Source organism: Kitasatospora sp. NPDC085895, from assembly GCF_040702125.1.
In the GTDB taxonomy this organism is placed as follows: Bacteria; Actinomycetota; Actinomycetes; order Streptomycetales; family Streptomycetaceae; genus Kitasatospora; species Kitasatospora arboriphila.
In genome coordinates, this window is sequence record NZ_JBFBJY010000001.1 from 18,147 (window position 1) to 39,444 (window position 21,298).

The 21,298-nt window shown below is 69.6% G+C and carries 25 protein-coding genes; 8 read left to right on the plus strand and 17 right to left on the minus strand.

Features of this window, described 5'->3' with window-relative positions:
- Position 1: 1 nt before the first annotated feature.
- From rplN to rpsJ, 12 genes are all read right to left on the minus strand, one after another.
- Positions 2 to 373, minus strand: coding sequence for a 50S ribosomal protein L14 (rplN, locus tag AB0442_RS00135; RefSeq protein WP_145790774.1), 372 nt, complete (start codon positions 371 to 373; stop codon positions 2 to 4).
- A 115-nt stretch (positions 374 to 488) separates the two neighbouring features.
- The gene (gene rpsQ / locus AB0442_RS00140) at positions 489 to 761 is read right to left on the minus strand and encodes a 30S ribosomal protein S17 (protein ID WP_014136278.1); all 273 of its coding nucleotides are present in this window, start codon (positions 759 to 761) and stop codon (positions 489 to 491) included.
- On the minus strand, positions 761 to 985 hold the full coding sequence (rpmC, locus tag AB0442_RS00145; protein WP_030263491.1) for a 50S ribosomal protein L29: 225 nt from the start codon (positions 983 to 985) through the stop codon (positions 761 to 763). Before rpmC ends, rpsQ begins: the two co-directional genes overlap by 1 nt.
- Positions 985 to 1,404 carry a 50S ribosomal protein L16 gene (gene rplP / locus AB0442_RS00150; protein WP_030300385.1) on the minus strand — a complete coding sequence of 140 codons (420 nt, stop codon included), beginning with the start codon at positions 1,402 to 1,404 and terminating at the stop codon, positions 985 to 987. The genes rpmC and rplP overlap by 1 nt, the downstream gene beginning before the upstream one ends.
- Before the next feature lie 5 nt (positions 1,405 to 1,409).
- Positions 1,410 to 2,234 (minus strand): 30S ribosomal protein S3, encoded by an 825-nt coding sequence (rpsC, locus tag AB0442_RS00155; protein WP_030280775.1) that lies wholly within the window; start codon positions 2,232 to 2,234, stop codon positions 1,410 to 1,412.
- On the minus strand, positions 2,234 to 2,581 hold the full coding sequence (gene rplV, locus AB0442_RS00160) for a 50S ribosomal protein L22 (RefSeq protein WP_095874452.1): 348 nt from the start codon (positions 2,579 to 2,581) through the stop codon (positions 2,234 to 2,236). The genes rpsC and rplV overlap by 1 nt, the downstream gene beginning before the upstream one ends.
- Positions 2,582 to 2,647: 66 nt before the next feature.
- Positions 2,648 to 2,929: a 30S ribosomal protein S19 gene (gene rpsS, locus AB0442_RS00165; protein ID WP_014136283.1), complete on the minus strand. Its 282-nt coding sequence runs from the start codon at positions 2,927 to 2,929 to the stop codon at positions 2,648 to 2,650.
- An 11-nt stretch (positions 2,930 to 2,940) separates the two neighbouring features.
- Positions 2,941 to 3,777, minus strand: a complete 837-nt coding sequence (gene rplB, locus AB0442_RS00170; RefSeq protein ID WP_030263511.1) for a 50S ribosomal protein L2 — start codon at positions 3,775 to 3,777, stop codon at positions 2,941 to 2,943.
- A 36-nt stretch (positions 3,778 to 3,813) separates the two neighbouring features.
- Positions 3,814 to 4,140, minus strand: a complete 327-nt coding sequence (gene rplW, locus AB0442_RS00175) for a 50S ribosomal protein L23 (protein WP_263108062.1) — start codon at positions 4,138 to 4,140, stop codon at positions 3,814 to 3,816.
- Positions 4,137 to 4,814 (minus strand): 50S ribosomal protein L4, encoded by a 678-nt coding sequence (gene rplD, locus AB0442_RS00180; protein WP_363540453.1) that lies wholly within the window; start codon positions 4,812 to 4,814, stop codon positions 4,137 to 4,139. The genes rplW and rplD overlap by 4 nt, the downstream gene beginning before the upstream one ends.
- A 5-nt stretch (positions 4,815 to 4,819) precedes the next feature.
- The gene (gene rplC, locus AB0442_RS00185) at positions 4,820 to 5,467 is read right to left on the minus strand and encodes a 50S ribosomal protein L3 (RefSeq protein ID WP_030263524.1); all 648 of its coding nucleotides are present in this window, start codon (positions 5,465 to 5,467) and stop codon (positions 4,820 to 4,822) included.
- Positions 5,468 to 5,481: 14 nt separating this feature from the next.
- Positions 5,482 to 5,790 carry a 30S ribosomal protein S10 gene (gene rpsJ / locus AB0442_RS00190; protein WP_012785157.1) on the minus strand — a complete coding sequence of 103 codons (309 nt, stop codon included), beginning with the start codon at positions 5,788 to 5,790 and terminating at the stop codon, positions 5,482 to 5,484.
- 560 nt (positions 5,791 to 6,350) lie between these two features.
- On the opposite strand from rpsJ, the gene AB0442_RS00195 reads away from it, so the two are divergent.
- Both AB0442_RS00195 and AB0442_RS00200 read left to right on the plus strand, forming a co-directional pair.
- Entirely contained in the window at positions 6,351 to 7,952 is a 1,602-nt protein-coding gene (locus AB0442_RS00195; RefSeq protein WP_366159732.1) for a glycosyltransferase family 39 protein, read from the plus strand.
- A 117-nt stretch (positions 7,953 to 8,069) separates the two neighbouring features.
- A complete protein-coding gene (locus AB0442_RS00200) occupies positions 8,070 to 9,305 on the plus strand; it encodes an acyltransferase (RefSeq protein WP_366159733.1) in 1,236 nt (411 codons plus the stop codon).
- A 52-nt stretch (positions 9,306 to 9,357) separates the two neighbouring features.
- On the opposite strand, the gene AB0442_RS00205 is transcribed toward AB0442_RS00200, so the two are convergent.
- Positions 9,358 to 10,128: a glycosyltransferase family 2 protein gene (locus AB0442_RS00205; RefSeq protein ID WP_366159734.1), complete on the minus strand. Its 771-nt coding sequence runs from the start codon at positions 10,126 to 10,128 to the stop codon at positions 9,358 to 9,360.
- Entirely contained in the window at positions 10,128 to 10,529 is a 402-nt protein-coding gene (locus tag AB0442_RS00210; protein ID WP_366159735.1) for a DUF2304 domain-containing protein, read from the minus strand. The genes AB0442_RS00205 and AB0442_RS00210 overlap by 1 nt, the downstream gene beginning before the upstream one ends.
- A 148-nt stretch (positions 10,530 to 10,677) precedes the next feature.
- On the opposite strand from AB0442_RS00210, the gene AB0442_RS00215 reads away from it, so the two are divergent.
- A complete protein-coding gene (locus AB0442_RS00215) occupies positions 10,678 to 11,982 on the plus strand; it encodes an acyltransferase (protein ID WP_366159736.1) in 1,305 nt (434 codons plus the stop codon).
- Positions 11,983 to 12,044: 62 nt separating this feature from the next.
- Here the strand turns inward: AB0442_RS00215 and AB0442_RS00220 are convergent, their stop codons facing one another.
- Both AB0442_RS00220 and rfbB read right to left on the minus strand, forming a co-directional pair.
- Complete coding sequence (locus AB0442_RS00220; RefSeq protein ID WP_366159737.1) at positions 12,045 to 13,379, minus strand: hypothetical protein; 1,335 nt, start codon at positions 13,377 to 13,379, stop codon at positions 12,045 to 12,047.
- Positions 13,372 to 14,349 carry a dTDP-glucose 4,6-dehydratase gene (rfbB, locus tag AB0442_RS00225; protein WP_366159738.1) on the minus strand — a complete coding sequence of 326 codons (978 nt, stop codon included), beginning with the start codon at positions 14,347 to 14,349 and terminating at the stop codon, positions 13,372 to 13,374. The genes AB0442_RS00220 and rfbB overlap by 8 nt, the downstream gene beginning before the upstream one ends.
- A gap of 83 nt (positions 14,350 to 14,432) precedes the next feature.
- On the opposite strand from rfbB, the gene rfbA reads away from it, so the two are divergent.
- From rfbA to AB0442_RS00250, 5 genes are all read left to right on the plus strand, one after another.
- Positions 14,433 to 15,308: a glucose-1-phosphate thymidylyltransferase RfbA gene (gene rfbA, locus AB0442_RS00230; protein WP_366159739.1), complete on the plus strand. Its 876-nt coding sequence runs from the start codon at positions 14,433 to 14,435 to the stop codon at positions 15,306 to 15,308.
- Positions 15,305 to 15,904 (plus strand): dTDP-4-dehydrorhamnose 3,5-epimerase, encoded by a 600-nt coding sequence (gene rfbC / locus AB0442_RS00235; RefSeq protein WP_366159740.1) that lies wholly within the window; start codon positions 15,305 to 15,307, stop codon positions 15,902 to 15,904. Before rfbA ends, rfbC begins: the two co-directional genes overlap by 4 nt.
- 129 nt (positions 15,905 to 16,033) lie before the next feature.
- On the plus strand, positions 16,034 to 16,933 hold the full coding sequence (locus AB0442_RS00240; RefSeq protein ID WP_366159741.1) for a glycosyltransferase family 2 protein: 900 nt from the start codon (positions 16,034 to 16,036) through the stop codon (positions 16,931 to 16,933).
- Positions 16,934 to 16,977: 44 nt separating this feature from the next.
- Complete coding sequence (locus AB0442_RS00245) at positions 16,978 to 17,922, plus strand: NAD(P)-dependent oxidoreductase (RefSeq protein WP_366159742.1); 945 nt, start codon at positions 16,978 to 16,980, stop codon at positions 17,920 to 17,922.
- A gap of 144 nt (positions 17,923 to 18,066) precedes the next feature.
- Positions 18,067 to 19,188, plus strand: a complete 1,122-nt coding sequence (locus tag AB0442_RS00250; protein ID WP_366159743.1) for an acyltransferase — start codon at positions 18,067 to 18,069, stop codon at positions 19,186 to 19,188.
- A 165-nt stretch (positions 19,189 to 19,353) separates the two neighbouring features.
- Here the strand turns inward: AB0442_RS00250 and AB0442_RS00255 are convergent, their stop codons facing one another.
- The gene (locus AB0442_RS00255) at positions 19,354 to 21,276 is read right to left on the minus strand and encodes a hypothetical protein (protein WP_366159744.1); all 1,923 of its coding nucleotides are present in this window, start codon (positions 21,274 to 21,276) and stop codon (positions 19,354 to 19,356) included.
- Positions 21,277 to 21,298: the final 22 nt, after the last annotated feature.

Consider the following 21,298-nt stretch of genomic DNA (forward strand, 5'->3'; position numbering starts at 1 on the left):
ATTAGAGCACCTCCGGCGCCAGCGAGATGATCTTCATGAACTTCTTGTCGCGCAGCTCGCGGCCCACGGGGCCGAAGATGCGGGTACCGCGGGGGTCACCCTCGGTGTTCTTGAGGACGACGGCGGCGTTCTCGTCGAACCGGATGTAGGAACCGTCCGGACGACGGCGCTCCTTCACGGTGCGGACGATGACGCACTTGACGACGTCGCCCTTCTTCACCGAACCGCCGGGGATCGCGTCCTTGACGGTGGCGACGATGACGTCCCCGATACCGGCGTAGCGGCGACCGGAGCCACCGAGAACGCGGATGCAGAGAATCTCCTTGGCACCCGTGTTGTCGGCGACACGCAGTCGCGACTCCTGCTGGATCACAGCTTTCTCCTGATCGTCAACGAGAGTCGACGGGCCGGCCGCTGCTCACACCGGCAGCTCCCGCAGGGGGCCTGCGAGAACCCGGTGCACATACGGCCGTACCTCATCGGCTTCGTTACTTGGCCTTCTCGAGGATCTCGACGACGCGCCAGCGCTTCGTCGCGGACAGCGGCCGGGTCTCCATGAGGAGGACACGGTCGCCGACACCGCACGCGTTCTGCTCGTCGTGCGCCTTCAGCTTGTTCGTACGGCGGATGACCTTGCCGTACAGCGCGTGCTTGACGCGGTCCTCGACGGCGACGACGACGGTCTTGTCCATCTTGTCGCTGACGACGAGACCCTCACGGGTCTTGCGGAAACCGCGCGTCTCGTTGGTGTTCTCAGTCATCAGGCGTTCTCCACCGTCTCGATGCCCAGCTCGCGCTCGCGCATCAGGGTGTAGATCCGCGCGATGTCCTTACGGACCAGCTTCAGCCGGCCGTGGTTGTCGAGCTGCCCGGTCGCCGCCTGGAAGCGGAGGTTGAACAGCTCCTCCTTGGCCTCACGCAGCTTGGCAACGAGGCCCTCGTTGTCCAGCTGACGAAGCTCAGCAGCCTTGGTAGCGGCCGACATCAGCTCTCACCGTCCTCGCGCCGGACGATCCGGCACTTCATCGGCAGCTTGTGCGCGGCACGGGTGAGCGCCTCGCGAGCAACCTTCTCGTTCGGGTACGACAGCTCGAACATGACCCGACCCGGGTGCACGTTCGCGATCCACCACTCCGGCGAACCCTTACCGGAACCCATGCGGGTCTCGGCCGGCTTCTTGGTGAGCGGGCGGTCCGGGTAGATGTTGATCCAGACCTTGCCGCCACGGCGGATGTGACGGGTGATCGCGATACGAGCGGACTCGATCTGACGGTTCGTCACGTAGGCCGGGGTCACGGCCTGGATGCCGAACTGGCCGAACGCCAGCTCGGTGCCGCCCTTCGAAGCGCCGCGACGCTTCGGGTGGTGCTGCTTGCGGTGCTTGACCCTACGGGGGATCAGCATGGGGGTCAGGCCTCCGTTCCGGTGTTCTCGGCAGCCGGAGCCTCGACCGCAGCGGCCGCGGGGGCCTCAGCAGCGGCGGGACGACGGCCGCGGCCACCGCGCTCGCCACCACGGCGCTCGCCACCGCGGGCGGGACGACCACCCTCGGGACGGGCCGGGCGGTTGCCCGAGCGGGCAGCGGCGTTCTCAGCGCGGACCTCGGCGATGTTCTTGACGTCGCCCTTGTAGATCCAGACCTTCACGCCGATGCGGCCGAAGGTGGTCTTGGCCTCGAAGAAGCCGTAGTCGACGTTCGCACGGAGGGTGTGCAGCGGCACGCGACCCTCGCGGTAGAACTCCGAACGGCTCATCTCGGCGCCGCCGAGACGACCGGAGCACTGGACCTTGATGCCCTTGGCGCCGGACTTCATGGTGCCCTGCATCGACTTGCGCATGGCACGGCGGAAGGAGACGCGGGAGGACAGCTGCTCCGCGACGCCCTGAGCCACGAGCTGGGCGTCCAGCTCGGGGTTCTTGACCTCGAGGATGTTCAGCTGGACCTGCTTGCCGGTCAGCTTCTCGAGGTCGCCGCGGATGCGGTCGGCCTCGGTGCCGCGCCGGCCGATGACGATGCCGGGGCGAGCGGTGTGGATGTCGACGCGGACGCGGTCGCGGGTGCGCTCGATCTCGACCTTGGAGATGCCGGCGCGCTCCATGCCCTTCGTCATCATGCGACGAATGGCGACGTCTTCCTTGACGTAGTCCTTGTACAGCTTGTCGGCGTACCAGCGGGACTTGAAGTCCGTGCTGATGCCGAGGCGGAACCCGTGCGGGTTAACCTTCTGGCCCATTACCGGGTCCCTTCCTTGCTGCTGACGACCACGGTGATGTGGCTGGTCCGCTTGCGGATCCGGTAGGCACGGCCCTGGGCGCGCGGACGGAACCGCTTCAGGGTCGGGCCCTCGTCAACGTACGCCTCGGAGATGTAGAGGTCGTCCACGTTGGAGTGGTTGTAGTTGTGCGCGGCGTTGGCGATGGCGCTGTCGAGCACCTTGCCGACCGGCACGGTGGCTGCCTGCGGAGCGAAACGCAGGACGGCCTGGGCCTCCGTGGCCGGAAGGCCGCGGATGAGGTCCACCACGCGGCGGGCCTTCATGGGCGTGACGCGGATGTACCGCGCCTGGGCCCTGGCTTCCATGGTTGTCCCCTTAATGGAGTAAGTCACTTAAGTCTGTCTGGCGCTGAGCTCAAGCCCGCGGAGCGACTAGCGACGCTTCGACTTGCGGTCTTCCTTCACGTGCCCCTTGAAGGTGCGCGTGGGAGCGAACTCGCCGAGCTTGTGGCCGACCATCGACTCGGTGACGAACACCGGGACGTGCTTGCGGCCATCGTGAACCGCGATCGTGTGGCCGAGCATGGCCGGGGAGATCACGGAACGACGGGACCAGGTCTTGATGACGTTCTGCGTGCCCGCCTCGTTCTGCACGTCCACCTTCTTCTGAAGGTGGTCGTCGATGAAGGGGCCCTTCTTGAGACTGCGCGGCATCTGACCTGCTCCTAGCGCTTCTTGTTGGTCTTGCGGCGGCGCACGATGAGCTTGTCCGACGCCTTGTTCGGGCGACGGGTACGGCCCTCGGGCTTGCCCCACGGCGAGACCGGGTGGCGACCACCGGAGGTCTTACCCTCACCACCACCGTGCGGGTGGTCGATCGGGTTCATGGCGACACCACGCACGGTCGGGCGGACGCCCTTCCAGCGCATGCGGCCGGCCTTGCCCCAGTTGATGTTCGACTGCTCGGCGTTGCCGACCTCGCCGACGGTCGCGCGGCAGCGCGCGTCCACCAGGCGGATCTCACCGGAGGGCATGCGCAGGTGCGCCATGCGGCCCTCACGGGCGAGCAGCTGGATGCCGGAACCGGCGGAGCGGGCCATCTTGGCACCGCCACCGGGACGCAGCTCCACCGCGTGGATGGTGGTACCGACCGGGATGTTGCGCAGCGGCAGGTTGTTGCCCGGCTTGATGTCGGCCCCGGGGCCGTTCTCGATCCGGTCACCCTGCGCGACGCCGCGGGGGGCGATGATGTAGCGCTTCTCGCCGTCCGCGTAGTGCAGGAGCGCGATGCGCGCGGTGCGGTTGGGGTCGTACTCGATGTGAGCGACCTTGGCCGGCACGCCGTCCTTGTCGTGACGACGGAAGTCGATCACGCGGTAGGCGCGCTTGTGACCGCCACCCTGGTGGCGGGCGGTGACACGACCGGCGTTGTTACGGCCGCCCTTGCTGTGCAGCGGGCGAACCAGCGACTTCTCCGGCGTGGACCGCGTGATTTCGACGAAGTCGGCCACGCTGGAGCCGCGGCGGCCCGGCGTAGTCGGCTTGTACTTGCGGATACCCATTTTCGTCCTCGTCCTTAACGACGATCACGCTCTCCGTCAGGCGGAGACCGGACCACCGAAGATGTCGATGCGGTTGCCCTCGGCCAGCGTCACGATGGCGCGCTTGGTGTCCTTGCGCTTGCCGAAACCGGTGCGGGAGCGCTTGCGCTTGCCCTGGCGGTTGAGCGTGTTGACGGCCTCGACCTTGACCGAGAAGACCGCCTCGACGGCCTGCTTGATCTGGGTCTTGTTGGCGTCCGGCGACACGACGAACGTGTACTTGTTCTCGTCGAGGAGCGAGTAGCTCTTCTCGGAGATGACCGGCTTGATCAGGACGTCACGCGGGTCCGTGTACGTCTTGCTCGTGATCTCGGCAGCCATCAGGCGGCGCTCCCTTCGAGCTCGCCCTCAGCAGCAACGGCCTTGGCGGACGCGACCGGACCGGCCACGAAACGCTCGAAGGCGGCCTGGGTGAAGACCACATCGTCGGAGACGAGCACGTCGTAGGTGTTCAGCTGACCGGCGTCCAGGATGTGGACGTTCGGCAGGTTGCGAGCGGACTTGAGGCCCAGCTCGTCCTCGCGCTCGACGACCAGGAGGACGTTCTTGCGCTCGGAGATCTTGCCGAACAGGGTCTTGGCGGCCTTGGTCGACGGCGCATCGGTCGCGGTCACCGCGGTGATCACGTGGATGCGCTCGTGGCGGGCCCGGTCGGTGAGCGCACCGCGGAGGGCGGCGGCGATCATCTTCTTCGGGGTCCGCTGCGAGTAGTCGCGCGGCACGGGACCGTGCACGACGCCACCGCCGGCGAACTGCGGCGCACGGGTCGAGCCCTGACGGGCGCGGCCGGTGCCCTTCTGGCGGTACGGCTTCTTGCCGCCACCACGGACCTCGCCGCGGCGCTTCACCTTGTGCGTGCCCTGGCGGGCAGCGGCGAGCTGCGCGACGACGACCTGGTGCATCAGCGGGATGCTGACCTTGGCGTCGAAGATCTCGGCGGGCAGCTCGAGGCTGCCGGCCTTGTCGCCGGCCGGCGACAGGATGTCAATGGTGGTCATATCCTTCACAGCCCCTTCGCCGCGGTGCGGACGAGGACGAGGCCGCCGTTCGGGCCCGGGACGGCGCCCTTGATGAGGAGCAGGCCCTTCTCCGCGTCGACCGCGTGCACGGTCAGGTTCTGGGTGGTCACACGCTCGTGGCCCATCCGACCCGCCATGCGCAGGCCCTTGAACACGCGGCCCGGGGTGGCGCAGCCACCGATGGAACCGGGCGAGCGGTGCTTGCGCTGGGTGCCGTGACCGGCGCCGAGGCCCTTGAAGTTGTGACGCTTCATGACACCGGCGAAGCCCTTGCCCTTGGAGGTGCCGGTCACGTCGACCTTGACACCCGCCTCGAACAGCTCGGCGGTGATCTCCTGGCCCAGGGTGTACTCGGACGCGTCCGAGGTACGCAGCTCGACCAGGTGGCGGCGCGGGGTGACACCGGCCTTGGCGAAGTGACCCGCGAGGGGCTTGTTCACCTTGCGGGGGTCGATCTCGCCGAAGCCGATCTGGACGGCGTCGTAGCCGGCCGGGCTGTCGGCGGTGTGGACCTGGGTCACGACATTCGGCCCGGCCTTGACGACGGTCACCGGAACGATCCGGTTGTTCTCGTCCCAGACCTGGGTCATGCCGAGCTTCTCGCCCAGGATGCCCTTAATCTGCTTAGCCATCTTCGGTGCGCCTCTCAGAGCTTGATCTCGATGTCGACACCGGCCGGCAGGTCGAGACGCATGAGCGAGTCAACCGTCTTCGGCGTGGGGTCGAGGATGTCGATCAGACGCTTGTGAGTACGCATCTCGAAGTGCTCGCGCGAGTCCTTGTACTTGTGCGGCGAGCGGATGACGCAGTACACGTTCTTCTCAGTGGGCAGCGGCACCGGGCCCGCGACCTGCGCACCAGTACGGATCACCGTCTCGACGATCTTCTTCGCCGAGGAGTCGATGACCTCGTGGTCGTAGGCCTTGAGCCGGATGCGGATCTTCTGTCCCGCCATGGCTACTCAGTAGTCCTTCTGTGGTCTGTTGCTTCCACGACCGGCTTCGTCCGGGCGGACTGGTCCGGCGGCGCCTCCGGATGGTTACCCTCTCCGACCCCCGCGGTCGGGCGTGTCGCCCTACCGCTTGCAAAAAACCAAAGAGGTCTCCCTCTTCGGTTCCCGCTCTCGGTCGGTGAGGTCTTGCACCCACCAGGCGCCGGGTCGAGGCCCCGCCCACGCTTCCCGGAAGATTCCCGTACGTCCGCCCCGCAGCTGCCGCGGTGTCGCTTACACACCACTGCGCCCACACGCCCACCGCAGGAGCGGTGAACGCGGACGCATGAACGGCCATCACGGGAACGACGAGTACGTGGGACTCGCTTCCGGTCCTCCCGGCGGGAGGCGCGCAGCATCGGCACTCAACCGAGCAACTTGGACATACTGCCACATGGAGCAGGCGGAAAGCCAATCGGGAGGCTGTTCCGAGCCGGCCCGGCCCGCCCGCCCGCCCCTGCTGCAGAAGATTCGCTCACCGGTACGATGCAGCACGCACACCCGCTCCCACCGTTGGGCCACCCATGACTCGCCCTGTTCACGCGGCCGCCCGCGGGCCGGTCCGCGCAGATCCGCCGGAGCCCACCGACGCACGGTCCCGGAGGGACTCCCGGGGTGCACGTGCCCGCTCCGCCCGGCTGCTGCGGAGCTCCTGGCTCGTTCCCGCCCTCCTCACCTTCGCCCTGGGTACGTACGGGGCGAGCCGCCCGGGAATGTGGCAGGACGAGCTGGCAACCTGGGCCTCGGCCTCGCGCAGCACCCGGGACCTGCTCGGCATGCTGCACAACGTGGACGCCGTCCACGGCACCTACTACCTCCTGATCCACGAATGGATCCGGGTGTTCGGCGATTCGCTCACGAGCATGCGCATGCCGGGAGTGCTGGCGGTCACCGGAGCCGCCGTCTGCGTGGCGCTCACCGGGCAGCGGCTCTTCGGACCCCGCTCCGGGCTCACCGCCGGCCTGCTGTTCGCGGCGGTCCCCGCCGTCAGCAGATATGCGCAGGAGGTTCGCTCGTACGCCCTGGTGGCGGGCGCCGTCGCGGCCGCCACGCTGTTCCTGTTCCGCGCCCTGGAGCGGGGGACCTGGCCGAGGTGGCTCGGCTACGCCTGTTGCCTCACCACCGCCGGGGCGTTCCACCTCGCCTCGCTGACCTTCCTGTCTGGACATGCGGCCGTTGTGCTGCTGCGCTGGCGGGACGGACGGGACGGTCGCCTGCCGCTTCGGTGGCTGGTCTCGGTCACGGCTGCGGCAGCGAGCCTGCTGCCCCTCGTTCTGATCGGCCAGCGGCAGCTCCACCGACAGTTGGGCTGGATCGAGCGGCCCACGTTCGCCAAGACGTGGCGGATGTGGCCCGAGCTGTTCTACTCCGTGCCGGTCAGTCTCGTCTTGCTGGTGCTGGCGCTCCTCCCGCTGCTGCAGCGCCGGCGGCGGCCCGCCGTCGAGGCCGCGCTGCTGGCCGTCCTCCCGCTGGCCGTACTGTGGGCGGTCTCCCACGGCGAGATCTCCTACTGGCTGAACCGGTACCTCTTCTTCACCGTTCCGGCCTGGGCGGTGCTGGCCGGTGCGGGCGCGGCGGCACTCAGGCCCCGGCTGCTGACCGTGGGTGCCCTCGTCCTGGCCGCCGCGGTGGGAGTTCCCGACCAGCGTTTCGTGCGGCAGGCGGATTCGCACAGCTGGTACAGCTATCCGGTGGCCGTGCCGTACGGCGGGTCGCCGTCGACGCCCGACTTCATGGGTGCGGGTGACGTGATCGCGCAGGGCCACCGCCCCGGAGACGGAATCGTCTACTCGCGCGGGCCGTGGTTCGACCACTACCTGGATGCCGGGGTGCGGTACGCACTCCCCCGGTCCCTCGCCATGCGCGACGTCTTCCTGGCGGAGAGCGCCGCGCACCGCCGCGATCTGTGGACGCTGGAGTGCAGCAACAGCGCCAAGTGTCTCGGCGACGAGCCCCGGGTGTGGGTCGTCACCCTGGGCTCGGTGCCGGAGCGCACGGACCGTCGGCTGGACGGGCCCGACATCAAGCTGATCAAGCCGGAGATCGACGCGCTGAACCAGGCCTACGAGGTCGAACGAACCGTTCAACTGCGCGATGTTACGGTCACCCTCATGGTTCGGCGGTGACGGCGGGGTGAGGCGACCCCGCTCCTGCACGGCTCCGCGGTGCTCTGTGCGGTACGACGCACCGCGTCAGTCCCCCGGCGCGACCGACCTCAACCCACGATCGGAAGAGACCTGTTCATGTCCGCCCTCGCTGTGAGAGCGCGCCTCTCGTCACTCCCCACGCTGGCCGACGTGTGGTCGGGCCGCCGGAACGGTTTCGGACTCCTGCGGCTCGTCTTCTCGGTCGGCGTCATCATCGAGCACGCCAGGCCGCTCGGTTTCCATCAGCCCGAACCGCTGAAGTCGCTGAGCCGTCACCAGGTGGACCTGGGTGCCCTGTGTGTCGCCGGCTTCTTCCTGTTGTCGGGCCTCCTCATCACCCGCAGCGCCATGCGCACCGACCTGCGGCGGTTCCTCTGGGCGCGCGCCGTCCGGATCCTGCCGGGTTTCTGGGCCTGCCTCCTGGCGACCGTGCTGGTGATCGGCCCGGTCGTCGCATGGCGTTCCGGGATGTCGCTGCACGACTACTTCACGCACCCGGAGGGACCCTGGAGGTACCTCCGCAAGAACTGCGCACTGGCGATGAACCAGTTCGGGCTGTCGGGGCTGCTGGCCGACAACCCGTATCCGAAGGCGTTCGACGGCTCGCTGTGGTCCCTCTCGTCGGAGGTCTTCTGCTACCTCGTGGTCGGCGGGTTGGCGGCGCTGGGAATCCTGCGCCGCAACCGGGCCGTCGTCCTGGTGATGCTGGCCGGCGCCTTCCTGTTCATGGCGTCCCTCGCCGTGAAAGCCCCTCACCTGCGGGCGAACATCTATGCGGAGACCGGCCACGGCGCCTACATCCTGCCGCTGATCGGCTGGATCTCCTTGAACAACCTGCTTCCGCTGATGTTCATGTTCGGCCTGGGCGCAGCAGCCGAGCTGTACCGGGAGCGGCTGCCGATCCACTGGGCGATCGCGGCTGTCTGCGCAGTGCTCTTCGGCGGATCGATGCGGTTCGGCGGCTTCACGCTCATCGGACTGCCCGCGCTGGCCTACCTGATCGTCTGGGCAGCCGTCAGAACGCCCTCACCGCTGACCCGGATCGGGGCGAAGGCCGACTTCTCGTACGGCCTCTACATCTACGCCTTCCCCGTGCAGCAGACCCTCGTGCTGTTCCACGGGACGCGGTGGGGCTTCTGGCCCTACGTGGCACTGTCGACCGCCATTGCCCTCGGCATGGCTGCCTGCTCGTGGTACCTGGTGGAACGGCCCACGCTCCGGCTCAAGGACAAGAACCTGGACGACCTGACACCTCCGTTCCTGCGGCGCCGCAGGAAGTCCGAGGCTGTGGTCGCAGACGCGGCGCCGGAAGCGCAGTTGCAGGAGGCGTGACAGGTTGAAGCCGCCGGGGCTCTGCCCTGGCGGCTTCAACAATTCCCGGACGTCAGCGCTTCAGGGCCAACTCCCGTACGGGCGATTCGTCCTCCGACTCCGCGATGGCCCGCAGATTGTCCGGCATCCTCCGGATCATCGCGAGCAGCAGGACCAGGCCGGCCCGGGCCAAGTAGATCATGGCCTTGAACGGCGAGGCGCTCGGTCGTCCGGTGGTCCGCTCCCGCATGGCGACCGGGACCTGGCGGACGGTGAAACCGCAGCGGGCGGCACCGACCATGCTCTCCACGGTGTCGCCGAGGTACTCCACCGGGTACCAGGTGGCGAAGAACTCGATGAGCTTGCGGTTGCAGGCACGGAAGCCCGAGGTCGTGTCGGTCAGCCTGGTACGTGTGATCCGCGACAGGACCGTGGACAGCAGACCCATGGCCCACTTCCGGGGGCCGCGCACCTTGTAGTCGCCCTCGCCGTCGAACCTGGCGCCGATGACCAGGTCGGCCTCGTTCAGCTTTTCCAGCAGCAGCGGGACGTAGGACGGGTCGTGCTGGCCGTCCGAGTCGATCTGGATCGCGACGTCGTAGCCGTGCAGGTGGGCGTACCGGTAGCCGAGGCGCATGGCCCCGCCCACCCCCAGGTTGTACGGGAGCCTCGCGACGGCCGAACCCGCCGCGGCGGCGACCTCGGCTGTGCGGTCCGTCGAGCCGTCGTCGACCACCAGTGTGTCGACGCCTGGCAGTTGGGCCCGTATCTCACCCAGGATGCCGGGGAGGCCCTCGGCCTCGTTCCAAGCCGGCAGGATGACCAGTATCTTGCGCCCGTCCATCACGCCCCGACCTCCGAATCGACCGAATCCTCGACCTGGTTGTGCGGGCGGGGCTCCGGGTAGCCGTGGTGCGCGACCAGGTGGGCGCGCAGCAGCGCCACTTCCTCGGACAGCGTGCGGGTCTCGGCCTCCAGCCTGCTCGCCTCCCAGCTGAGGTGAAGACAGACGAGCAGCACGAGCACGAAGCCGGCGAAGAGCACGAGGCTCACCCCGGACGCGATTCCGAGGCGCCGTGCGGTGGAGTCGAGCACCCGGGGAACGAAGCCCAGCGGGGCCACTACCAGACCGATGCCGAGCCATATCGCCGCGTACTTCTCCCGGAGCTGCTGCCGACGCAGCAGTTCGAGGATGTACACGAGCACCAGTACACCGGTGACCGATGTGATGACAGTGAGTTGCACGACGAGAGACGCCTTTCAGCCGCGGTGGCGAGGGCCATCGTAGCCGCCGCCGGAGAACGGACGACAGCGGCAGCCGGTCCGCCCCGGAGCCGTCCCGGGAGCCGGGGCTGGAGCCTGCGGCGAGGGAGCCGTGGGCTACTCTCGCCGGATGTCTCTCACCTCCCGGGCACGGCCCCGGCCTGATCTGTCGGGCTCTGCCGAGGCGCCGGTCGTCTCGCCGGGCAATCGGCTCGGCTGGCTGGATCTGCTGCGCGGTGTCGCCGCGCTGACCATCGCCGGCGAGCACTTCGTGCAGATGGTGGTCCCGGAGCTGTATGCCCGGGTCACCCACCGCTTCGACGTGGCGTCCTTCGGTGTCTTCCTCTTCTTCCTGGTGAGCGGATACATCGTGCCCGCGTCCCTGGAGCGGCGCGGGAGCGTGCGCGGCTTCTGGATCAGCCGGTTCTTCCGGATCTACCCGCTCTGCCTCGTGGTGGTGCTGGCGGGCATCGGTGTCTGGGCGGCGGGTGCGTACACGGTGCTCTCCCCGGTCAGCCCGTTCCCGGCGAAGAACCCCGCTGTCGCCGCGCTCGCCAACCTGACGATGCTGCACGACTTCGTCGGGGTGGGAGGGTCCCTGTTCGTCATGTGGACCCTCTCCTACGAGATGGTGTTCTACCTCCTGGTGGCGGGCCTGTTCGTGCTCGGGCTGCACCGGCGCAGCGCGGAGATCTCGGCGGGTCTCGCTGTGATCGGCGCGTTGGCAGCGGGTCTGTTCCCGGTGCTGCTGTTCTCTCGCGATCTGCACAGCACCAAGGTGACCGTGGCGGTGTCCGCTGCTGCGATGGCGGTGGGGCTGACCTGCCTGCTGTCCCGTCGCCGCGCCCTGTCGGTCACGGGTGCCGTTCTACTCACCGGTTTGGCGCTCGTCCTGGTCACCGTCAACGGGCGGATGCCCGGGTGGTTCGGGCTGTCGATCCTGGCCACCATGTTCGGCGGCACGGCGATTTACCGTGCCGAGCAGGGGCAGATCAGCCGTCGGAAGTGCGCCGTCGCCTGCGTGGTGGCGTTGGGAGCGGTCGTGGCAGCCGGTGCGTGCTGGGACGAGCGTGCGCGGATGACGCAGCACGTCCAGTGGCAGTGGGTTGCGGCGATGCTTGCCACCTGGGCGGTCTTCGGCCTGGGGATGCTCCTCCGCGGCCGTACGGTTCCGAGGTTCCTGACCTGGCTGGGGTCGGTCAGCTATTCGATCTACCTGGTGCACGCGGTGCTGCTGTGCGTCCTGCTCTGGTTGATCAGTCCCACTGCGGTGAGGGACATCCCGCTGTGGTCACGTTTCGGGATCGGCATCGCCTTCATCGCCGTGGTCCTGGCGGTCAGCCAGCTGACTTTCACCGTGGTCGAGCGGCCTGCGCAGCGGCTGGGTCGGCGGGTCACCGCCCTCGTCGAGCGTCGGGCCAACGGCGGCGCCTGACGGCTGAGCACCCCTCGGACGATCCGGGCCCGACGCACCGTGCGCGTGGGGCCCGGATGCCGTCATGCGACCGGTGCTGCGGCCTCCGGAGCGGCGGGAACGTTACCGGCGTCCGCCGGTGCTGCGCGGAAGCGGCGCAGCAACGACCACAGCATCAGCCCGGCGGTCGCAGCGGATCCCGCGAGGTAGCCGAGTTCGGCGCGGGTGCCGACGTCGCCGGGGAGCAGCGTGACCGCGGCGAGCACGGCGGTGCCGACCGCCCAGGCGAGGAGCTGCCGCTGGTGGCGGGAGAGCGCCATGAGGGCCTGGCCGACGACGGTCGCGACCATGTAGCAGAGGGTTCCGAGGACCAGCCAGAGGAAGTCGGCCGCGCCCAGGACGTCCTGGGCGTTGAACATCGTCCGGACGATCCAGGGTCCGAGGAGGACGGCCGGCACCCCGCCGGCGAGGCACATCGCGCAGACGACGGCGACGGTGCGCACCAGCACCTTGCGGAACTCCGCGTGCCGGCCGGAGGCGGCGGCCCCCGACAGGGCGGAGACCAGGGATGCCTGGATCGCCGCGTACGCGAAGAGCGGGACGCGGGCGATGACCACGGCGTTCAGGAGGGCCGCGACGAGCGCGGTCGAGGCGGGCGACAGCAGTTGGACGCTGACCACGGCCGCGTTGACCATGAGCTGGGCGAGCAGGGTCGAGGCGGCGAGCAGGCCGAGACCGCGGGTGAGCGCCGGCCAGGGCACGGCGGGGCCCGGCCGGCGGTCGCGCAGGGTGGAGCGCAGGCCGATCAGGGAGGCCGCCAGCGGGGAGACCACCAGGATCAGGGCGAACGCCAGCACCGAGTGCAGGCCGAGCGCCGGCAGGGCGGCCGCGAGGCCGATCCGCAGGCCGCCGTCGACGGCCAGCTGGGCGCCGTAGGCCTTGAAGTCGCCGAGGCCGGCGAGGGCGCCGCGGGTGAGCGAGCTGACGGCGAGCCCGACGAGGGCGCCGCCGAGTCCGGCCACCAGGGTGAGGTCACCGTGGAAGAGGCGGTCGGCGATCGGCCGGGCCGCCACCGCGAGCAGGGCGAGGACGGCCACCAGCACCGCGCCGGTGAGCAGGGCCGTCCGCCGCAGGGCCCCGTGCGGGCCCTGGCCGCCGACGTCGCGGGCGGCGACCAGGCGGTTCAGTTCCAGTTCCACCGGCGAGAAGAGGCCGTACCCGACGGACATGACGACCGTCCAGAGCACGGAGACGCCGGCGAGGGAGGTGGGGTCCAGCGTGTGGCCGGCGAGGGCGAGATAGATGTAGGAGGAGACACCGAGGACGACGGTGCCGCCCAGCACCAGCCGGGTGCCGGGCGGCAGCGCGTCGAACAGCCGGGCCAGCGGGTTCGCGCGGCCGCCCGCCCGGTCAGCCACGCAGCGCGGCCTTGCTCTTCAGCGGCTCCCACCAGTCACGGTTGTCGCGGTACCACGCGATCGTGGCGGCGAGGCCGTCCTCGAAGCGCACCTGCGGGGTGTAGCCGAGCTCCTCGCTGATCTTGGTGATGTCGAGCGAGTAGCGCAGGTCATGGCCCTTGCGGTCGGCCACCGGCTCGACCATGTCCCAGTCGGCCCCGGCGGCCTCCAGGAGCAGGCCGGTGAGCTCCTTGTTGGTGAGCTCGGTGCCGCCGCCGATGTTGTAGACCTCGCCGGGCCGGCCCTTGCGCATGGCGAGCTCGATGCCGCGGCAGTGGTCGGAGACGTGCAGCCAGTCGCGGATGTTGCCGCCGTTCCCGTAGAGCGGGACCTTCCTGCCGTCGAGCAGGTTGGTGGTGAACAGCGGGATGACCTTCTCGGGGAACTGGTAGTGGCCGTAGTTGTTCGAGCACCGCGTGACCACGACGTCCATGCCGTGGGTGCGGTGGTAGGCCAGCGCCAGGAGGTCCGAACCCGCCTTCGACGCGGAGTACGGGGAGTTGGGGGCCAGCGGCCACTCCTCCGTCCAGGAGCCCTCGGCGATCGAGCCGTACACCTCGTCGGTGGAGACGTGCACGAAGCGGCCGACGTCGTGCTTGCGGGCGGCGTCGAGCAGCACCTGCGTGCCGACGACGTTGGTCAGGACGAACGGCCCGGCACCCTCGATCGACCGGTCGACGTGCGACTCGGCGGCGAAGTGGACGACCACGTCGTGGCCGGGCATCACCTGCTCGACGGCCTCGGTGTCGCAAATGTCACCCCGGACGAACCGGTAGCCGGGGTGACCGGCGACCGGCGCGAGGTTGGCCTCGACGCCCGAGTAGGTGAGCTTGTCGAGGACGGTGACCTGGGCCGACCCGTCGGCGCCCAGCAGGGAGCGGACGAACTCGGATCCGATGAAGCCGGCGCCGCCGGTGACGAGGATGCGCATAGTAGGGCGCAGTCTACCCAGACCCGTCCGAAGACCCGCCCTGCCCCACGACCCCGCCGGGCGCCTCGCATAAGCTGCCCGTCATGCGTGGAATTCTCTTGGCGGGCGGCACCGGATCGCGCCTGTGGCCGCTGACCCGGGCGGTGTCGAAGCAGCTGCTCCCCGTCTTCGACAAGCCGATGGTCTACTACCCGCTGTCCACGTTGGTGATGGCGGGCATCAGCGAGATCCTCATCATCACGACCCCGCAGGACCAGGAGCAGTTCCAGCGCCTGCTCGGCGACGGTTCCCAGCTCGGCCTGCGCCTGGAGTACGCCGTCCAGGAACGTCCCGAGGGGATCGCCCAGGCCTTCGTGCTGGGCGCCGACTTCATCGGGGACGAGCCTGTCGCGCTGATCCTCGGCGACAACATCTTCCACGGCAGCGGCCTGGGCACCCGGCTCGCCCAGCACACCGAGCCGGCCGGCGGGCGGGTGTTCGCCTACCCGGTGGCCGATCCGCGCGCGTACGGCGTGGTGGAGTTCGACGGCGGAGGCCAGGTCATCTCGATCGAGGAGAAGCCCGAGCACCCGAAGTCCCGGTACGCCGTGCCCGGCCTGTACTTCTACGACAACCGGGTCGTCAAGATCGCCGAGAGCCTGGAGCCGAGCGCCCGGGGCGAGTTGGAGATAACGGCGGTCAACGAGGTTTACCTGCGCAACGGCGAACTGCAGGTCACCGTGCTGGACCGCGGTACGGCCTGGCTGGACACCGGCACGTTCGTGTCGATGGTCCAGGCCTCCGAGTTCGTCCGGGTGATCGAGGAGCGCCAGGGATTCAAGATCGGCTGCATCGAGGAGGCGGTCTGGCGCGCCGGCCTGATCGACTCGGCGCAGCTGCGCGAGCTGGCCGAGCCGCTCCGCAAGAGCGGGTACGGGGAGTACCTGCTGGACTTGCTCGTCGAGGAGGGCAACCGATGAAGTTCCGCGAACTGTCGATCGCCGGTGCGTTCGAGATGACTCCGCAGCAGCACGGGGACCCGCGCGGGCTGTTCATGGAGTGGTACCGCTTCGACCGCCTCTCCGAGGTGGTCGGCCACCCGCTGCGGCTGGCCCAGGCCAACCTCTCGGTGTCCTCCCGCGGCGTGGTGCGGGGCGTCCACTTCGCCGACGTGCCGCCCGGCCAGGCCAAGTACGTCACGTGCGTGCGCGGTGCGGTGCTCGACGTGGTGGTGGACCTGCGGGTCGGTTCGCCGACCTTCGGCCGCTGGGACTCCGTCCGGCTGGACGACGTGGACCGCCGGGCCGTGTACATCCCGGAGGGCCTCGGCCACGGCTTCTGCGCCCTGACGGACGACGCCACCCTCTCGTACGTCTGCTCCGAGACCTACAACCCCTCCGGCGAGCACACCGTGCACCCGCTGGACCCGGACCTCGCCATCGACTGGGGCGCCGCCGAGCCGCAGCTGTCCGCGCGCGACGAGGCCGCTCCTTCGCTGGCCGAGGCGAAGGCGTCCGGTCTGCTGCCCGACTACGAGGCCTGCCGGACGTACACCGCAGGACTCCGCTCGGTCTGACCGCCGGGCGGGTGCCGTCCCGGACGGCACCCGCCCGAACGACCGACACGTCGGTCATATGATGTGGCCGCCACGTCCGTGGCCGTGCTCCGTACCGGGGCAGCCGCCCCCAACCACCGGATAACCGCCATGACCACTCTGGATGTCCTGCTCCCCTACTACGGCGACGTGGCACTGATGCAGGCCGCGGTGCGCAGTGTCCTGGCGCAGACCGACCGGGACTGGCGGCTGACGGTCGTCGACGACGGGCGCGAGCCTGGCGTGCCGGAGTGGTTCGCCGCCCTCGGCGATCCGCGGGTCCGGTACATGCGCAACGAGCAGAACCTCGGCGTCACCGGCAACTACCGCAAGTGCCTGGGCCTCGCCGAGCACGAGTACCTCGTGTTCATGGGCACCGACGACATCATGCTGCCCAACTACATCGAGACGATCCGCGGTGTGCTCGCGACCCACCCGGGCGTGGCCATGATCCAGCCGGGCGTCGAGGTCATCGGCAGCGACGGCGCGGTCAGCCGCACGCTGGTGGACGAGGCCAAGCGGCGGCTGTACGCGCCGCGGACCCGCGGTCTGGAGCTGATGGGCGGCGAGGAGCTCGCCGTCAGCCTGCTGCGCGGGAACTGGCTGTACTTCCCGTCGATCTGCTGGCGCACCGACGCCGTCCGCACGATGGGCTTCCGCGACAACCTGGAGATCATCCAGGACCTCGCGCTGATCGTCGACCTGCTCCAGGCCGGCGAGCGGATGGCGGTCAGCGACACGCTGTGCTTCCAGTACCGCCGGCACACGGTCAGCATCTCCTCGAAGTCCGCCTTCAGCGGCAGCCGGTTCACCGAGGCCCGCCGCTACTTCCTCGACGTCGCCGACCGGCTGGACGCGCACGGCTGGCCGCGGGCAGCGAAGGCCGCGCGCAGCCACATCTCCGCCAGGATCCACGCCCTCACGCTGGTGCCGGGTGCCGTGCGCAACCGCCAGTGGGACGGTGCCCGGACCCTGCTGCGGAACGCCTCCGCCACCAGCCGGGTCCGCTGACCCGCGCGGCACCCGGTCCCCCTCTCCTCAAGGAGCGCTCCGCCATGAGCACCCCGCACACACCGCAGCGCGTCGCCGTCCTGGGCGGCACCGGATTCATAGGCCGGGCCGTCGCCGCGCGGTTCGAGGCGACGGGGAGCGAGGTCCTCACGCTGGCCCGCAAGCCCTCCGCCGTGCCCGTGGCCGGCCGCTTCGTCCCCTTCGACCTGACGGCGTCCCCGGCGTCCGAGCTGGCCGCGCTGCTGGAGCGCGAGCGCGTCGACGTCGTCGTGAACGCGGCCGGCGGCATGTGGGGGCTCGACGACGAGCAGATGCACGTCGCCAACGTCGTCCTGGTGGACCGGCTCGTCGAGGCGATCGGCGCCATGGCCGCCCCGGCCCGGCTGGTGCACCTCGGCACCGTCCACGAGTACGGCCTGGTGCCCGTCGGCGCCAGCCAGCACGAGGACGACGTCCCGGCGCCGGTGATGGCCTACGGCCGGCTCAAGCTCGCGGCGACCGAGCGGGTCGTCGACGCGGTGGAGCGCGAGGGCCTCGACGCCGTCGTGCTCAGGCTCGGGAACGTGACCGGGGCCGGACAGCCCGGACACAGCCTGCTGGGCGTCATCGGCGCCAAGCTCGCCACCGCGCACGCCTCCGGCGGGACGGCCGAGCTGACGCTGCAGCCTCTCACCGCCCAGCGCGACTTCGTGGACCTGGACGACACGGTGGACGCCGTGGTGGCCGCCTCGACCACCAGGACGGCCCGCACCGTGCTGAACATCGGAACCGGCTCGGCGGCCCCGGCGCGGCGGCTGGTCGACCTGCTCGTCGAGGTGAGCGGCGTCCCGGTGGAGGTCACCGAAGTACCGGCCCCCGAGGGTACGGGTCCCGAGTCGGAGTGGCAGCAGCTGGAGATCTCCGCCGCACGGGAACAGCTCGGCTGGGTTCCACAGCGCACGCTGCGGCAGTCGGTCGCATCGCTGTGGGCGGACGGCCTGCCCGGCTGACCGTCCGCGCCCGGTAGCGGTCCCACGGCAGGTCCCCCCTCAGCGGACGCAAGAGGTCGCATGCGTGCATGGAGCTGGAGCAGGTCCCATGGCGGGCTGGCCGAGTCGCTGGGGCCGGCGAACGCCTTCGGCGCCCTTCGGCTGATGCTCGCCGGAGCCGTCCTCGTCTCGCACCTCTTTCCGCTCGGTTACGGCCGACGGGACCCGTTGTGGGCCGCGAGCGGCGGGCAGACGGACCTGGGCAGACTCTCGGTGACCGGCTTCTTCGTGCTCTCGGGCTTCCTCATCACGGCAAGTGGCCGCCGTACCCGACCCTTCCAATTCCTCAGGAACCGGGCATTGCGCATCACCCCGGGACTGCTTGCGGCGGTTCTGGTGACCGGATTCGTGATCATGCCTGTCCTGTACTGGCGGGAACACGGGAGCCTGGGAGGGTTCTGGGAGCACCCTCACGGTCCGCTGCGCTACCTCCTCGGGGCGTCTCCGGCCGACGGCAGCTGGGACGTCTCGGACGTCCTCGTCGAGGGCATCGAGCGCGGCACCAACCACAACGCGAACATCAACGGCGCCCTCTGGTCGCTGAAGTACGAGGCGCTCTGCTACCTCCTGGTGGCGCTGCTCGCCGTCGCGGGGGTACTGCGGCGGGCACCGGCGATGTTGGCGGTGCCCGCCGCCCTGCTCTGGTTCGCCGAGTCGGCCGGATGGCTGTTCGGGCGGAACCTCGGGGGCGCCCCCTTCCACCTCGCCGTTCCGGTGGTCGGCGAAGTGTCGCTGGGCCTGGCGGTCGACCTCGCGTACGCCTTCCTGCTCGGCGCCGCCGCGCAGGTCCACCAGCGGCGCCTGCCGGTGCACGACGGTCTCGCGGTGGTCTGCGTGGCGGCGCTTGCGGCCTCCCTGAGGTGGGGCGGCTTGCTCCCCGTGGGCTTCCCGGCGCTGACCTATCTGACGGTGTGGCTGGCCGTACGCCTGCCCGAGCCGTTTCGAAGGATCGGGCGCCGGCGGGACTACTCCTACGGTGTCTACATCTACGGCTTCGCTGTGGAGCAAGGGCTCGCGGTGTTCGGGGTCCCGAGAGCGGGCCTGTTCTGCTACCTCGTCTCGGCCGCGGTGACGACCGCGGGACTGGCCCTCCTCTCGTGGCACGTCGTGGAGGCGCCGGCCTTGCGGCTCAGGGACGGGTTCCACCGCCGGACGGAAGGACCGCCCACCGCTGGGCCTCCCGAGTCGTCACGCCAGTTCAACGGCCGATGCAACCCGGACCGGTAAAACGGGCAAGCATGCGAGGGCTCACACGCCGGGTCGCCCCGACAGGTCCTGGCGATGGCCGCGGCAGTCCGGAAGCCGCCGACGCCAGGCACGCAGCGGCCACGACAAGCGACGAGGCACCAGCCGGAGAGCTGATGCCTCATCGCGGTGAACACCGTTGCAGTACTAGGGCTCCAGCGGTGCGTACAGAACGGACGCCGTCCTCGTACCGGTCCCGTTGAGATCCCGGTCCAGACGGTCGGCGACCTGCTTGTCCCCCACGAGAAGGGTGGGCGGAACCGGCGAACGGCCGATGGCGATCCGGAGGTGCGCGAGCGAGTCACGGTACTTCTGCTCGTCCTCCGGCCGGCCGCCGATCTGCACCTTGAGCATCTCGTCGAACTGCGGCACCACGCCTGCACGGTGCAGCAGGGTCTGGGCGAAGAAGGTCATCCGCCAGTTCGAGTAGCCGTCGTTGGTGTACAGGGTGAGCACCGGAGTACTGACCCGCTGGATGTCCCTGGTCGCGAAGGCTTCAGCAGCCGGGCCGAGCTTCCCGGTGTGTTCGCCACGACCCCACCGCGCCAGCTCGGACTCGTGCCAGGCCGACGGCTTCCCTCCCACGGAGGGCACACCCCACTGGATCCCACCGAAAAGGCTGAGTGCGGCAGCCGCAGCTGCAACGGCCGCCACCGGCTCGGTCCACCGCTGCACCGAGCGCGACGCGAAGCCATTCCGAGCGATCGGCCGCAGAACATAGCCGGCGCCGCCGAGCGCGACCAGCGCGAGCATCAACCCGCCCACGGCCATCTTCTCGAAGTAGTAGGAGAGCTTGCCGGTTTCGTAGATCTGGAACGCGGCGAAGGCCAGCAGCAGGCCCCAGGCGGAGACCACCGTCAGCAGGAGACTCTGAACGGCTCCGATTCGCCGGTTGCGCGGCATCAGACCGGCCACAAGCCCGAGCAGTCCGAGCCCCACGAGGGTGGATCGGTCCATCGGGATCATCGCGCCGCCGGTGACGGCCTGCTTCTTCACGTCGAAGTCCGACAGCACCATGATGACGCTGGGCACCAGGGCGACGGCGCCTCCGACCACCAGACTCAACCAGATCGCCGTCCGACGAGGACGGAACCGACGCCGGTCGACCACCAGGGCCGCCAGCAGGGCTGCACCGATGTACACCGCGTAGATGTTGTAGGTGTACGCGACCGTCACCATGCCGGCGACGCCGACGAGCACGAACTCCGTCCGGCCCATCGCCGATCGGACGAGAAGGGCCACGGCCACCACGAGGAAGAGCAGCCCGATCAGCTCGGAATCGAAGCCCGCCGGTATCATGATCGCGGCCGGGGTGGCGATCATGACGGCGGCGACCGTGCTGCAGACCACCGCCGCCCGCCACCCGCGCAACCGGGGCCCGCCGACCCATCGGGCGGCCCACACCACCGCGGCGCACAACAGGGCGTACGCGGCGAGGACGTATGTGAAGTACCGGTTGTCGGCCGCGATCATCGAGCCGAGTTCGGTGCTCGAAGTCCGGAATACATCCAGCCAGGCGAGGACCAGGTGCGATCCCTCGGGATACACCGCCTCGGTCGGCGGCTGCAACGAGACCCGGGCTGCATCCTGGTGGAGGAAGGCGTAACCACCGACCCGGTGGATGGTGTCGAAGATCGAGAGATGGGTCAGGCGGTCCTCGGCGGTGACCAGCGCGCCCAAGCGCTCGACGGGGCTCTTCCCCGCGATCGGGTGGTGGACGTAGTGCCAGACCACCGCGGCGGTGCCGAGCACCACGGCGTCGGTACCGCGCACCCGCCAGGGCAGGCTGGGCTTCCGTCCGCTCCACCAGGCGGCGCCGCCGACCGCGGACAGCAGCACACCGGAGACGGGCACCGGCGACAGCCCCCACGGCCACACCGAGGCGAGAAGGCCGAGGATCAACAGGGCGCCGCAGAGCAGCAGACCGGAGGCCACCAGTCGATCGAGCAGCACGCCGCCGATCCGGACAGTGGACGCGATCGAGAGGACGAGGATCGGGAGGAGGACGAGATCGAGTCGCACGGCGTTCAGTGCGACCGGCGTCGCCCACGACGCCGCCAGCACCGCCACCAGAACCTGCCACCGGCGGTCG